Origin of the sequence: Polaribacter aquimarinus, from assembly GCF_003129485.1 — a bacterium.
GTDB classification, from domain to species: Bacteria; Bacteroidota; Bacteroidia; order Flavobacteriales; family Flavobacteriaceae; genus Polaribacter; species Polaribacter aquimarinus.
Genome location: NZ_QFFG01000001.1, coordinates 260707 through 273516, shown reverse-complemented (window position 1 = coordinate 273516; position 12810 = coordinate 260707). Strand labels below are relative to the sequence as shown.

Below are 12810 nucleotides of genomic sequence, written 5' to 3'. Positions count from 1 at the left end.
TATTATTTTAAAATGGCTAAAATCTATTTCTCGAACTTTTAAAATCCTTTAAAATATGGTATCTTCGCGATACTAAACAACACATTAAAAACATCTAAAAATGTCAGATAAGGCTAAATTGCAAATAGGAGATAATTCATACGAATTTCCTCTTGTAAAAGGAACAGAAAATGAAGTTGCAATAAATATTCAAACACTGAGAGTCGCAACAAATGGAGTGATAACTATAGACCCTGGATATAAAAATACAGGTTCTTGTGAAAGTGCTGTAACTTTTTTAGATGGAGAAAAAGGAATTTTAAGATACAGAGGATATGCTATTGAAGAATTAGCTGAAAAAGCTGATTTCTTAGAAACTGCTTATGCATTAATATTCGGAAACTTACCAACAAAGGTTGAATTAGAAAAATTTCATTCAGATATTAAATCTCACTCTTTAGTTGATGATGATGTTCGTAAAATTTTAGAAGCATTTCCTAAGACTGCACACCCAATGGGAGTTTTGTCTTCTTTAACCAGTGCTTTAACAGCTTTTAACCCTTCTTCTGTTGATATTAATTCTAGAGAAGAAATGTATTCGGCAATTGTTAGGATTTTAGCAAAATTTCCTGTTTTAGTAGGTTGGACCATGCGTAAGAAAAAAGGTCTACATTTAAATTATGGAAAAAATTCTTTAGGATATGTTGAAAACATCATGTATATGATGTTTAAACAACCAAATGAAGATTTTGAAGTAAATCCAATTATTAAAAATGCTTTAGATAAACTTTTAATTTTACATGCCGATCACGAACAAAACTGTTCTACTTCTACAGTTAGAATAGTAGGTTCTTCTCATGCAGGTTTATTTGCTTCGCTTTCTGCTGGGATTTCTGCACTCTGGGGACCATTGCATGGAGGTGCAAATCAAGCAGTATTAGAAATGCTAGAGGCTATTAAAGAAGATGGAGGGGATACAAAGAAATATATGGCTAAAGCTAAAGATAAAAACGATCCTTTTAGATTAATGGGCTTTGGACATAGAGTTTATAAAAACTTTGACCCAAGAGCTAAAATTATTAAGAAAGCAGCTGATGAAGTTTTAAACGATTTAGGTGTAAATGACCCAATTTTAGAAATAGCAAAAGGCTTAGAACAGGAAGCTTTAAGTGATCCTTATTTTGTTGATAGAAAATTATATCCTAATGTAGATTTCTATTCAGGTATTATTTATAGAGCTATGGGAATACCAACAGATATGTTTACTGTTATGTTTGCATTAGGTCGTTTACCTGGTTGGATTGCACAATGGAAAGAGATGAGGTTGCGTAAAGAGCCAATTGGTCGTCCACGTCAAATTTATACAGGAGAAAACTACAGAGAATTTGTAGATTTAGAGAAAAGATAAAAAAATAATATTATTTTTACCAAATAACTAAAAGCTTCATTAATAATGAAGCTTTTTTTATCTATTTAAAAATATGTTAGCATTAAATATCAATAATGAGACTTCAAGATTAAGAGCTGTAGTTTTAGGAATAGCCAAAAGTAATGGAGGTGTTCCTAAGGTAGAAGATTGTTATGACCCAAAAAGTATTGAGCATGTTTTGGCGGGCACATATCCTAAAGAAGAGGATATGATTGTTGAAATGGAAGCTGTTGCAGATGTGTTTAATAAATATGATGTAAAAGTTTACAGGCCAGAAATTATTGAAAATTATAATCAAATATTCTCTAGAGATATTGCTTTTGTCATTGAAGATAAATTTATTGAAGCTAACATTCTTCCAGACAGGGAAAGAGAATACAAAGCTATCGATAATGTGATTTCTCAAATTAATCCTGAAAATATAATAGTTTTACCAGAAGAATGCCATGTAGAAGGTGGAGATGTAATGCCTTGGAATGACTATATTTTTATTGGCACTTATTCAGGAAGTGATTATAAAGATTACATAACTGCTCGTACAAATACAGATGCGGTAATTGCTTTACAAGAATTGTTTCCTCATAAAATAGTAAAGTCTTTTGAATTAAGAAAATCTAATAAAAACGCAAAGGAAAATGCTTTGCATTTAGACTGTTGTTTTCAACCCATTGGAAAAGATAAAGCAATTTTACATAAAAATGGTTTTTTAGTTGAAAGTGAATATAATTGGTTACTAAATTTCTTCGGAAAAGAAAATGTTTTTGAAATCACAAAAGAAGAAATGTATAATATGAATAGCAACGTTTTTTCAATTTCTGAAGAAGTAATCATATCAGAAAAAAACTTTACAAGATTAAATACTTGGTTAAGAAAAAACGGTTTTACTGTAGAAGAAGTTCCTTATACAGAAATAGCAAAACAAGAAGGGTTGTTGCGTTGCTCTACAATGCCTTTAATAAGAGATTAATTTAAAATAAAGTAGTTAATTAATACCAGCGTTTCTTTTTCTTTTTAGAAGCAGTAGATTTTCTTCCTTTTTTGTGTTTACTAATAGTATTTAGTTGTTTCTTTTTATGCTTGGGTTTAGAAATTGGGTAAGGGTGATCTTCAATTACTTTTATGGGTTTTTCAATAAGTATTTCAATTGTCTTTATATATCCGTTTTCATCTGGAGAACAAAAAGAAAATGCAATTCCAGATTTCCCTGCTCGTGCCGTTCTTCCAATTCTATGCACATAAGTTTCTGCTACATTTGGTATATCAAAGTTAATAATCGCATCTACATTTGTAATGTCAATTCCTCTTGCTGCGACATCAGTCGCAATTAAAATAGAAGTTTTTTTATTTTTAAAATCTTCAATAGCTTTATTTCTAATAAGTTGACTTTTGTCTCCATGTATACTTACAACTTGGTAGCTATTCTTAAGTAATGTTTGTTCTAATTTATCAACGCCAAATTTTGTTCTCCTAAAAATAATAATTTTTCCATTTATTGTATTTCTTAACAAATGCAAACACAAATCTGTTTTATTTTTTTTTGGAAGATAATATAAAAGTTGACCAATATTTTTAGCAGTTGTTTCTTCTGGATTTATTTCTACTTTAATAGGAATGTTTAGAGTCGTTTTAGCTAAATGGGCAACCTTTTCTGGAATTGTTGCAGAAAAAAGTAGTATTTGTTTCGTTTTTGGGCAAAGACTTTCTATTCTTTTTACATCTTTAATAAACCCCATATCTAACATTAAATCGGCTTCATCTAAAACAAAGATTCCAACAGAATTTAAATCTATATTTCCTTGTAAATACAAGTCAATTAATCTTCCTGGAGTAGCAATTAGAATATCTACACCTTTTGCTAGTATTTCTTTCTGAGGTTCTAAAGAGACACCACCAAACACAGCTGTAGTTCTTAAATTTGTGTATTTACCAAATTTTTTAAAGTTTTCTAAGACTTGAATAGCCAACTCACGAGTTGGAGTAACAATTAAAGATTTTATTCTTTTCTCATCTTTTTTAGCATCTTGTTTGTCTAATAAAAGCTGAAGTATAGGTAAGGCAAAAGCTGCTGTTTTTCCTGTACCCGTTTGAGCAGATACTAAAACATTTTTCCTTTTTAATACTAAAGGAATCGTTTTTTGCTGTACTAAAGTAGGTTTGTGAAATCTAGCTTCAGTAACAGCTTTTAATATAGTTTTATCTAAAGGTAACTCAGAAAACTGCATTTATGTTTTTATAGCAAAGGTAGTTTAAAAGAATGTAGTGTTGTATTTTATAATAACACTTTTAAAAAGAGGATTAATTTATAAATACCTCGTAAAGAAATATGGCAAAAGGTTAAATGAATAAGTTAGCAAACTTCAAGAACCCGTTAAAATTCCGTAGAAATTTTCGCAAGTAAGTTCTAAAAAGCAATTAACTTTGCACTTTGTTGTGAAACGTTTTTTATTTTCGGATTAATTCGGTTTTATTTATAAAGAAATCCTCTCTATTTATATTCTCTTTAAAAAAATCTAATAGTTCATTTTGAGATTGAAAATCTTTATTTCTCAATTTCTTATTAATTTTAGAAAAAATAAGAGTGTTTCCCTCAACTTTAAAACCATAAAAAACATTTGTAATTTCTTTTTTGTATTCTGTTTTTAGATTCATAATTTCAAAACCTTTTATTGTTTTTGAGAACGAAATTATTACATCAGTTTTTTTCTTGTCCTTTAGCAACAATTTATAAGTTTTTTCTCCGTGTTTTGCAATGATAAGTTTTTCTTCATTATCTTTTTTATTATACCATTCTCCAATTAATTCAGGATTAATGTTTTCATCATTTGGTAAGCTGTATTTTGATTCTAAAGAACAACTAATTACCAAAAATAAAACGATTAAACTTAAAGTGTATTTTTTCATAGGTTCTGTTTTTTAATGTTTTACAAGTTTAACACTAATATGATGTCGTTTTAATGACTTATATCAGATGTTAGCTAATCTACATTTTTTAAAGCTTAGAAACAAACTGAATTATTTATCAAAAACACAAAATAGTCAAGTAAAAAATGTATAATTTTGCGAAATAATTAATAAAGAATGCAACAAACTACAAATACTATTTTAATGGTTCGTCCTGTAAATTTTAGGATGAATGAGCAAACTGCAGTGAATAACTATTATCAAGAAGAATTAGCGTTAGAAAATTCTAAGATTAATACAAAGGCCCAAGAAGAATTTGATAAATATGTGTTTAAGTTAAAGAGTTATGGAATTCATGTAATTGTGGTTTCTGATACCGAAGAATTCGATACACCAGATTCTATTTTTCCAAACAATTGGGTTTCTTTTCATGCAGATGGTACGGTTGCAATTTATCCAATGTTTGCAGAAAACAGACGTTTAGAAAGACGAGAAGATGTTTTAGAGAAATTAGAAAACGAAGGTTTTTTAATAGAAAACATTGTAGATTATACTTCTGCAGAAGAAGACAATTTCTTTTTAGAAGGTACAGGCAGTATGATTCTTGACCGTGAAAATAAAAAAGCCTATTGTGCTTTATCTCCAAGAGCAGATGAAGATTTATTTATTGAGTTTTGTGAAGATTTTGAATACACACCAGTAATTTTCACAGCAAATCAGACCGTAAATGGTAAAAGAGAAGCTATTTATCATACCAATGTTATGATGTGTGTTGCAGAAACTTTTGCAGTTGTTTGTTTGTCATCTATAGATGATAAAAAAGAACGTAAAAATCTCTTAAAACATCTTAAAGAAGATGGAAAAAAAGTAATTGATATTACAGAAGAGCAAGTCAATAATTTTGCTGGAAATATGTTGCAAGTTCAAGGTAATGATGATGAAAGGTATTTAATTATGAGTCAAGCTGCTTTTAATAGCCTAACACAATCTCAAAAAGCCCAAATAAATAACCATTGTAAAATAATTTCTAGTTCATTAGATACTATAGAAACTTGTGGTGGTGGAAGTGCACGTTGCATGATGGCTGAGGTATTTTTGCCTAAAAATTAATAGCCACTTTTATACAGCTCAAAAGCCTTTTTGATATATTTACAGAATGAATTTATTTCTGTTGGCTATTGCACCTGTAACTATTGTAATCTTATATATTTATTTTAAAGATAAATTTGAAAAAGAGCCCATAAGTTTTTTGTTTAAGAATTTTTTATTGGGTGCAACTCTAAGTATTTTAATAACAGCAATTTTAGGGGTTATTGCTGCTAAGTTAATTCCGCTTACTAATGGTCAAAGTATTTTACAACAATTCTTAAAAGCTTTTTTTGTGGTTGCTTTGGTAGAAGAGTTTTCTAAATACCTTATTGTAAGATACTTTGCACAGAGTAACAAAGAGTTTAATGAACCTTTTGATGGAATTGTTTATGCAGTTATGGTTTCTATGGGGTTTGCAGCATTAGAAAACGTATTATATGTTTTTCAATATGGAGTTGCCACAGGAATAACAAGAGCTTTTACCGCAGTACCTGCACATGCTACTTTTGGTATTTTAATGGGCTATTTTATGGGAAAAGCTAAGTTTTCTAAAAATAAAAGTAAATTAAATTTATTAGGACTTTTACTAGCAACGCTTTTTCATGGAGCTTATGATTTTTTCTTATTTATAGACTTTATTCCTGGAATTTCTATCGGAGCATTTGTTTCTTTAATTATTGGGATAGTTTTATCAAAAAAAGCCATAAAGAAGCATCAATTAAGTTCACAGTTTAAAGAATAGTCATCTTTTTAAAACTTCATCAATAATAATTCCGTTAGTACCATTGGGCGCTTCAATTTGCAACAAATTCGAAATAGTTGGTGCAATGTCAGTAATATTGTATCTTTTTGTTGATGAACCTTTTTTAATTCCATTTCCATAAAAAATAATTGGTACATGGGTGTCGTAAGAATAACCAGAACCGTGACTAGTTCCTGTTCTTCCTCTCATTAAAGTAGCAGGATAAGGGATCATTAAAACATCTCCAGAAAACTTTTGATTGTATCCGTTTTGAAGTGAATTTAAAATTCCTGTTGTAAAATTAGTTGTTTGCATAGTTCTTGCAGTAACAGCTTTATAAATTTCACTAAAATTAACAACTTCATCTGCTAGTTTTTGAGCAACAGTATTGATATCTAAACCCAAAAATTCTACTTTTTCTTTATTTAAAAATATTTGATAGTTAGAAACGTTCTCTATCAATTCTGTTGAATTAAAATATTTTTTAGTGGTTTTTAAAAGAAAATCTCTAATTTCTTTAGTCTTTAAATAATGAGCAGGGACTTTTAGAGATTGTAGATAAGCAGGAACGTGAACTGCTGCATGGTCTGCAGTTAGAAACAAAGTATAATTATCCTTTCCAACTTCTTTGTCTAAAAAACTAAATAAATCAGCCAAATCTCTGTCTAATCTTAAATAAGTATCTTCAGTTTCTATAGCAGATACACCATATTTATGACCTATATAGTCAGTTGAAGAAAAACTAAGTGCTAAAAAATCGGTAAGATCGCTCTTGCCTAAATTTTCTCCAATTATAGCCGCTTTAGCAAAGTCTGCAGTAAAAGTATTTCCTGCAGGAACCGATTTTAGTAAGTTAAAATTCCCGTTTTTAGTCCTTAAAACTTTTAAATCTTTAGGAAATATAGGTGATTTTTGACCGGTAAATTTACCTTCAAAAACATTATTGTCATCTCTACTTTTAGAATAGGTTTTAATATCATAAAGTGTTTCCCAAGTTGTATTTAAATAGTCATCAGCATTATTTTTTTTATTAAAACCTTCTACCCATTTTGGTAATTTATCCATATAAAAAGAACTTGTAATCCAAGTATTAATGTTACCACCATCATACCAATAAGCTGCGTTTGCTGTATGACCCGCAGGTAAAATTGCCGAACGATCTTTTATAGAAATTCCAATAGTTTTTCCTTTCATGTTCTGAGCCAAGTGCAATTGATCAGTTATGGCAGTTGTAAGTAACCTTTTAGGCGATTTTTTTCCATTTTTAGTATTGTTTCCAATAGTAATATAATTATTGTCATCCACACAATAAATAGATTTCTTTAAAAATTTATCATACCAATTGTTAGAAATAATTCCGTGTTCGCTTGGTGTAGTTCCTGTATATATAGAAGAATGCCCTACAGCGGTATAGGTTGGTATATAATTGTAATGCGCATTTTCTAATGAAAAACCTCCTTTTAAAATTCTATTGAAACCATTTTTTCCATATCTATCTGCGTATCTTGTTAGGTAATCATACCTCATTTGATCTATAACAATTCCAACAACTAATTTAGGCTTTTTTGGAGCTTCATTTTTACAACAAGCTACTATTAAAAAAGTAAGTAGAAAAAATAGAAATAATTTAAATTTCATAAGGATAGAATTATTCAGTTTGTCAAAAGTAATTATTTTTTATTTTGATGTTGTCAATTTTACTTTCTATTAATGATATTTTAATACTTTAGCATAAAATTTTAATACATGAATTACCTAGAGCATATTGGTAAATATTTTATGATGTTAAGGCGTGTTTTTACAAAGCCTCAACGTTTTAAAGTTTTTTACGAAGCTTTTTTTAAGGAAGTTGAAGATTTAGGATTAAAATCTTTAGGAATCATCATGTTTATATCTTTTTTCATTGGAGGTGTAATTGCACTTCAAACAGCATTGAATTTAGAAAATCCTTTTATTCCAAGATCTTTAGTGGGTTTTGCAGCTAAAAGATCTATTATTTTAGAATTTGCACCCACTTTTTGTTCAATTATTTTAGCAGGTAAAGTAGGTTCTTACATAACTTCTAGTATTGGTACAATGCGAGTTACTGAACAAATAGATGCTTTAGAAGTTATGGGTATAAATTCGTTAAATCACTTGGTATTACCAAAAGTATTGGCAACAGTATTCTTTTACCCATTTCTTATTTCTTTAGGAATGTTTTTGGGTATATTTGGAGGATGGGTTGCAGGAGTGTTATCTGGTTTGTTTTCTGGAGCCGATTATATTGAAGGAATACAAACAGACTTTAAACCATTTTTATTAGTTTATGCAATTATAAAAACATTAGTTTTTGCTTTTTTAATTGCAACAGTACCTTCTTATCATGGTTATTTTGTTAAAGGTGGTTCTATAGCCGTAGGTAGAGCAAGTACACAATCTGTAGTTTGGACAACAATCTTAATTGTAATTGCTAATTATTTTTTAACTCAAATGCTATTAACTTAAAAAATAATGATAGAAGTTAAAAATTTACATAAGGGATTTGGAGATGTTAAAGTTTTAAAGGGTATAGATGCAACTTTTCACCCAGGAAAAACAAGTTTGATTATAGGACAAAGTGGTTCTGGAAAAACAGTTTTTTTAAAATCGTTAATTGGTTTACATACTCCAGAAGATGGAACTATTTCTTTTGATGGAAGAATAAATACTCAATTTACAGACAAACAAAAGCAGCAGTGGAGACAAGAAATTGGTATGGTTTTTCAAGGAAGTGCCTTGTTTGATTCGCAAACCGTAGAAGATAATATAATGTTTCCTTTAAAAATGTTTACGAATCAATCTTATGAAGAGATGTTAGAGCGTGTCAACTTTGTAATTAATAGAGTAAATTTAAAAAATTCTAACCTTAAGTTACCCGCCGAGTTATCAGGAGGAATGCAAAAAAGAGTTGCTATTGCGAGAGCAATTGTAATGAATCCTAAATATTTATTTTGTGATGAACCTAATTCTGGTTTAGATCCTAGAACAGCTATTGTAATCGATAATTTAATTCAAGAAATAACAGATGAGTATAATATTACAACTGTAATTAATACTCATGATATGAATTCTGTAATGGAAATTGGAGAAAAAATAGTTTTTTTAAAAGATGGTAGAAAAGCATGGGAAGGAACAAGTAATGATATCTTTAAAACTGATAATGAAGCTGTTGTAGGATTCGTGTATTCTTCTAATTTATTTAAAAAAGTAAGAGAAGCATATTTAAAAGAAACAAAATAAAAAATAGATTTGTTTTATTAAAAATAAGGCATATATTTGCAGCCGCTAAAACGAAAAAGAATGACCTGGTAGCTCAGTTGGTAGAGCATCTCCCTTTTAAGGAGAGGGTCCTGGGTTCGAGCCCCAGCCCGGTCACATAAAAACTCTGTACTTTAGTACAGAGTTTTTTTTTACTTTTTTCTTCCTGTAGATTTTGAAATAAAACTGAATACATTTTTTGTATCTTTCACTTTGTAAAATAAACTTTGATGGAAGAAAATATTCATAAAACCGAAACCCAAAATTCAGGAGAAAATTCTAGAGCAAATTTGCAGAAAGATGCAAAAGGTTTTCTAGAAAGCATTAATACATATTTAAAAGAGCTTTTAGATTTTAGAGAAGATACAGATCATGAAGCTACCTTAGAAGCAATTAAAGCAGATATTCCATTTAAAGGAGCTACAGCTTGGATTCTTATTTTTGCCGTATTTGTGGCCTCGATTGGGTTAAATGCAAACTCAACTGCGGTTGTTATCGGAGCGATGTTAATATCACCTCTAATGGGACCAATTTTAGGGATTGGTATGTCTTTTGCTTTAAATGATATTGATACTTTTAAAAAATCCTTAGTTAATCTAGGGACTATGATTGTACTTAGTTTATTTGCTTCATTTTTGTTTTTTTATTTCTTTCCTTTGAGTGAAGATAACTCAGAATTATTAGGTAGAGTTAGTCCGGATATACGTGATGTTTTAATTGCCTTTTTTGGAGGTTTAGCACTAATGGTCGCTAGAACTAAGAAAGGAACAATAGCTTCTGTAATCTTTGGAGTTGCAATTGCAACTGCTTTGATGCCTCCGCTATGTACAGCTGGTTATGGTCTTGCTAAAGGAAACTGGCAGTATTTTTTTGGAGCACTTTATTTATTTACCATTAACACAATTTTTATTGCGTTAGCTACATTTATTGTTTTAAAGTTGTTGCGTTTTCCTATGCATAAATATGCTAATGCAGCCAAAAGAAAACGTTATGCAACTATTGCAACCGTAATTGGAGTTGCGGTTATGATTCCTGCTATATTTACATTTATTAGAGTTTTTAATGAAAATCAGGTAAATACTCAAATAAATGGATTTATTAATAATGAAATTAGATCAAATAAGTATTTACAACTTATAGATTGGGATAAAGATTTAGATAGAAAAGAAATTTCTTTAAACTTTTTTAATGAAATTACTGAAGCAACAGAAAATGACTTAAATAATGAGTTAAATGACCTTAAAGAATATCCAAATTTAGTAGGATTTAATTTAAGAATTAAAGGGAGTGATACTAAAAGTTTTGCTTTAATTACAACAGCTTACAAAGAAAAAAGAGAAGAATTACAAGAAAGTAAGAATATTATTGCAGGGCTTCAAAAGCAAATTGCAGATTTACAGAATACAATTACCACTTTAAATCAAAGAATAGAACAAGATGCTTTAAATAAAAATCAAAAAGTTGTTGCTTTTAGTAGAATTGCAAAAGATGCTAAAATACGTTATGTAGATATTCAAGAAATTGGCTTTGCAAGTGTTTTGTCTTCAAAAGATTTTATTAAAATTGATACAATACCAATGGCAACTATAAGATGGAATCTTAAATTGCCAGATAGTATTATAGCGCCAAAAGAGAGAGAATTAAGAACTTGGCTTCAAAAAGAAATGGGACTTGATACGCTTTTTATTAGAAGAGAAAAATAAAAAAAATATAACTGATTTTTTTTAAGCGAATTCATCGCCAAAATTGTTTTTGACGTCTGAAACAATTTGTTTTATATCTTGTTCATCCTTTTTTGGACAAATTAATAAAACGTCTTCTTTCTCAACAACAATAAAGTTTTGGAGACCTTGAATTACTACTTTTTTACCAGATTGAGTTCTTATCATATTTCCGTTTGCATCTCTAAAAATAGTTTGAGGACCAACAACGGCATTTTGATATTCGTCTTTTTCTAGTTTATTATATAAAGACCCCCAAGTGCCTAAATCATTCCATCCGAAATCAACAGGTAATACATGCACATTTTTAGCTTGTTCCATAATGCCAAAGTCAATGGAAATGTTTTCGCATTTTCCATAATTGTTATTTATGAAATCATCTTCAAAGTCAGTGTTATAAACATTATTACCATCATCTAAAATGTTTATCATTTCAGGTAAAAATTCTTTAAAAGCATTTAATATACCTTTAGCTGACCAAACAAAAATACCTGCATTCCAAAGATATTCTCCACTAACTAAAAATTCTTTTGCAGTTTCTAGGTTAGGTTTTTCTCTAAAGCTTTTTACTTTTTTTATTTCTGATGATTCGTTTTTAAATTGAATATAACCGTACCCTGTATTTGGACAATCTGGTTGAATACCTAATGTCATTAAAATTTCTTCTTTGCTACATGCGTCAAAAGAAGTTTGAATATTATTTAAAAATTCGGTTTCATCATCTATCCAGTGGTCAGATGGAGCAACTAAGATTACAGCATTTGGATTTTGTTGGTATATTTTTAAAGCTGAATATAATATGCAAGGTGCAGTGTTTCGCATACTGGGTTCAAGTAATAAACTGTTTTTTGTTGCTTTTGGAAGTTGTTGTAAAACCAACTCTTCATAGCGTTTATTAGTAGCAATTAGTATGTTTTTAGAGGGTACAAGCCCATTTATTCTTTCGAACGTTCGTTGAATTAAACTTTGACCAACCCCAAGCATATCGTGAAATTGCTTTGGGTTTTTTTGAGTACTCATTGGCCAAAATCTTGAGCCAACCCCACCTGCCATAATAACTGCGTAATAATCTTTATTGTTTGTCATATTTTTTTTACTTCTACATTTTGATTGAATAAATACACTTTTTGATTTTTTGTATTTAAACATTCGTACCTTGTTCTTCTTTTTTTTCCTCTTTTATAGATAATGTCCTTAAAAACAAAAAACATTCCTTCGGGTATGGCAAATATAAAACTCTTTCCGTTTTCTGCCTTATTTTCTTTTAATACTAATGATAAATTAACATCAGCATCTGTACTTGCTTTTGGGTTTTTAAGATATTTGGCTAAAAGAGGAAGTATTTCTTTAGGATAAATTTCTGGATGTAAAAAGGGGAGCATTAGATGTTGAAAAATAGCTTTCCATTCTTTGCCATGGGGTTGAACTCTTCCAAATTTTTGATGTGTAACATGATGTGCAATTTCATGAACAAGCGTCAGCAGAAATTGATATTTGTTTAAGTTGTTGTTAACTGTAATTTGATAACTTCCATTTGGTAATTTTCTAAAATCACCATGTTTAGTTTGTCTTTGATTTACAATTTTTAAAGTAAAATGATGTTCATCAATCAAAAATTGAACAAAAGGAATCGCTTTTTTGGGAATATATTTTTGATATTCAGTATTCAA

General features: G+C 29.4%; 12 protein-coding genes and 1 tRNA gene. 8 read left to right on the top strand and 5 right to left on the bottom strand.

Going from position 1 to position 12810, the window contains the following annotated elements; translation table 11 throughout:
- Positions 1–100 precede the first annotated feature (100 nt).
- Positions 101–1387, top strand: a complete 1287-nt coding sequence (locus tag DIS07_RS01290; RefSeq protein WP_109403409.1) for a citrate synthase — start codon at positions 101–103, stop codon at positions 1385–1387.
- A 73-nt stretch (positions 1388–1460) separates the two neighbouring features.
- Positions 1461–2375, top strand: a complete 915-nt coding sequence (locus DIS07_RS01285) for a dimethylarginine dimethylaminohydrolase family protein (RefSeq protein ID WP_109403408.1) — start codon at positions 1461–1463, stop codon at positions 2373–2375.
- Positions 2376–2394: 19 nt separating this feature from the next.
- Here DIS07_RS01285 and DIS07_RS01280 read toward each other — a convergent pair whose 3' ends face one another.
- Both DIS07_RS01280 and DIS07_RS01275 read right to left on the bottom strand, forming a co-directional pair.
- A complete protein-coding gene (locus DIS07_RS01280; RefSeq protein ID WP_109403407.1) occupies positions 2395–3630 on the bottom strand; it encodes a DEAD/DEAH box helicase in 1236 nt (411 codons plus the stop codon).
- Between the two features lie 220 nt (positions 3631–3850).
- On the bottom strand, positions 3851–4309 hold the full coding sequence (locus tag DIS07_RS01275; protein WP_109403406.1) for a hypothetical protein: 459 nt from the start codon (positions 4307–4309) through the stop codon (positions 3851–3853).
- Between the two features lie 177 nt (positions 4310–4486).
- Here DIS07_RS01275 and ctlX point away from each other — a divergent pair, with 177 nt between their 5' ends.
- Positions 4487–5419, top strand: a complete 933-nt coding sequence (gene ctlX / locus DIS07_RS01270; protein ID WP_109403405.1) for a citrulline utilization hydrolase CtlX — start codon at positions 4487–4489, stop codon at positions 5417–5419.
- Positions 5420–5465: 46 nt separating this feature from the next.
- Entirely contained in the window at positions 5466–6140 is a 675-nt protein-coding gene (locus tag DIS07_RS01265) for a PrsW family intramembrane metalloprotease (RefSeq protein WP_109403404.1), read from the top strand.
- Here DIS07_RS01265 and pafA read toward each other — a convergent pair whose 3' ends face one another.
- Positions 6141–7778, bottom strand: a complete 1638-nt coding sequence (gene pafA / locus DIS07_RS01260; protein ID WP_109403403.1) for an alkaline phosphatase PafA — start codon at positions 7776–7778, stop codon at positions 6141–6143.
- 108 nt (positions 7779–7886) lie between these two features.
- Between pafA and DIS07_RS01255 the strand changes: the two genes are divergently transcribed.
- From DIS07_RS01255 to DIS07_RS01240, 4 genes are all read left to right on the top strand, one after another.
- On the top strand, positions 7887–8627 hold the full coding sequence (locus DIS07_RS01255; RefSeq protein WP_109403402.1) for an MlaE family ABC transporter permease: 741 nt from the start codon (positions 7887–7889) through the stop codon (positions 8625–8627).
- A gap of 6 nt (positions 8628–8633) precedes the next feature.
- Positions 8634–9401, top strand: a complete 768-nt coding sequence (locus DIS07_RS01250) for an ABC transporter ATP-binding protein (RefSeq protein WP_109403401.1) — start codon at positions 8634–8636, stop codon at positions 9399–9401.
- Between the two features lie 62 nt (positions 9402–9463).
- Positions 9464–9536 (top strand) — tRNA-Lys (locus DIS07_RS01245).
- Between the two features lie 113 nt (positions 9537–9649).
- Positions 9650–11122: a DUF389 domain-containing protein gene (locus DIS07_RS01240; RefSeq protein ID WP_109403400.1), complete on the top strand. Its 1473-nt coding sequence runs from the start codon at positions 9650–9652 to the stop codon at positions 11120–11122.
- A 21-nt stretch (positions 11123–11143) separates the two neighbouring features.
- Here DIS07_RS01240 and DIS07_RS01235 read toward each other — a convergent pair whose 3' ends face one another.
- The gene (locus DIS07_RS01235) at positions 11144–12226 is read right to left on the bottom strand and encodes a mannose-1-phosphate guanylyltransferase (protein ID WP_109403399.1); all 1083 of its coding nucleotides are present in this window, start codon (positions 12224–12226) and stop codon (positions 11144–11146) included.
- Positions 12223–12810, bottom strand: a complete 588-nt coding sequence (locus DIS07_RS01230; protein WP_109403398.1) for a SprT-like domain-containing protein — start codon at positions 12808–12810, stop codon at positions 12223–12225. The genes DIS07_RS01235 and DIS07_RS01230 overlap by 4 nt, the downstream gene beginning before the upstream one ends.

Excerpts from the sequence above, each read along its gene's own strand:
- DIS07_RS01290 (WP_109403409.1), top strand. The coding sequence starts at position 101 with ATGTCAGATAAGGCTAAATTGCAAATAGGAGATAATTCATACGAATTT.
- DIS07_RS01285 (WP_109403408.1), top strand. The coding sequence starts at position 1,461 with ATGTTAGCATTAAATATCAATAATGAGACTTCAAGATTAAGAGCTGTA.
- DIS07_RS01280 (WP_109403407.1), bottom strand. The coding sequence starts at position 3,630 with ATGCAGTTTTCTGAGTTACCTTTAGATAAAACTATATTAAAAGCTGTT.
- DIS07_RS01275 (WP_109403406.1), bottom strand. The coding sequence starts at position 4,309 with ATGAAAAAATACACTTTAAGTTTAATCGTTTTATTTTTGGTAATTAGT.
- ctlX (WP_109403405.1), top strand. The coding sequence starts at position 4,487 with ATGCAACAAACTACAAATACTATTTTAATGGTTCGTCCTGTAAATTTT.
- DIS07_RS01265 (WP_109403404.1), top strand. The coding sequence starts at position 5,466 with ATGAATTTATTTCTGTTGGCTATTGCACCTGTAACTATTGTAATCTTA.
- pafA (WP_109403403.1), bottom strand. The coding sequence starts at position 7,778 with ATGAAATTTAAATTATTTCTATTTTTTCTACTTACTTTTTTAATAGTA.
- DIS07_RS01255 (WP_109403402.1), top strand. The coding sequence starts at position 7,887 with ATGAATTACCTAGAGCATATTGGTAAATATTTTATGATGTTAAGGCGT.
- DIS07_RS01250 (WP_109403401.1), top strand. The coding sequence starts at position 8,634 with ATGATAGAAGTTAAAAATTTACATAAGGGATTTGGAGATGTTAAAGTT.
- DIS07_RS01240 (WP_109403400.1), top strand. The coding sequence starts at position 9,650 with ATGGAAGAAAATATTCATAAAACCGAAACCCAAAATTCAGGAGAAAAT.
- DIS07_RS01235 (WP_109403399.1), bottom strand. The coding sequence starts at position 12,226 with ATGACAAACAATAAAGATTATTACGCAGTTATTATGGCAGGTGGGGTT.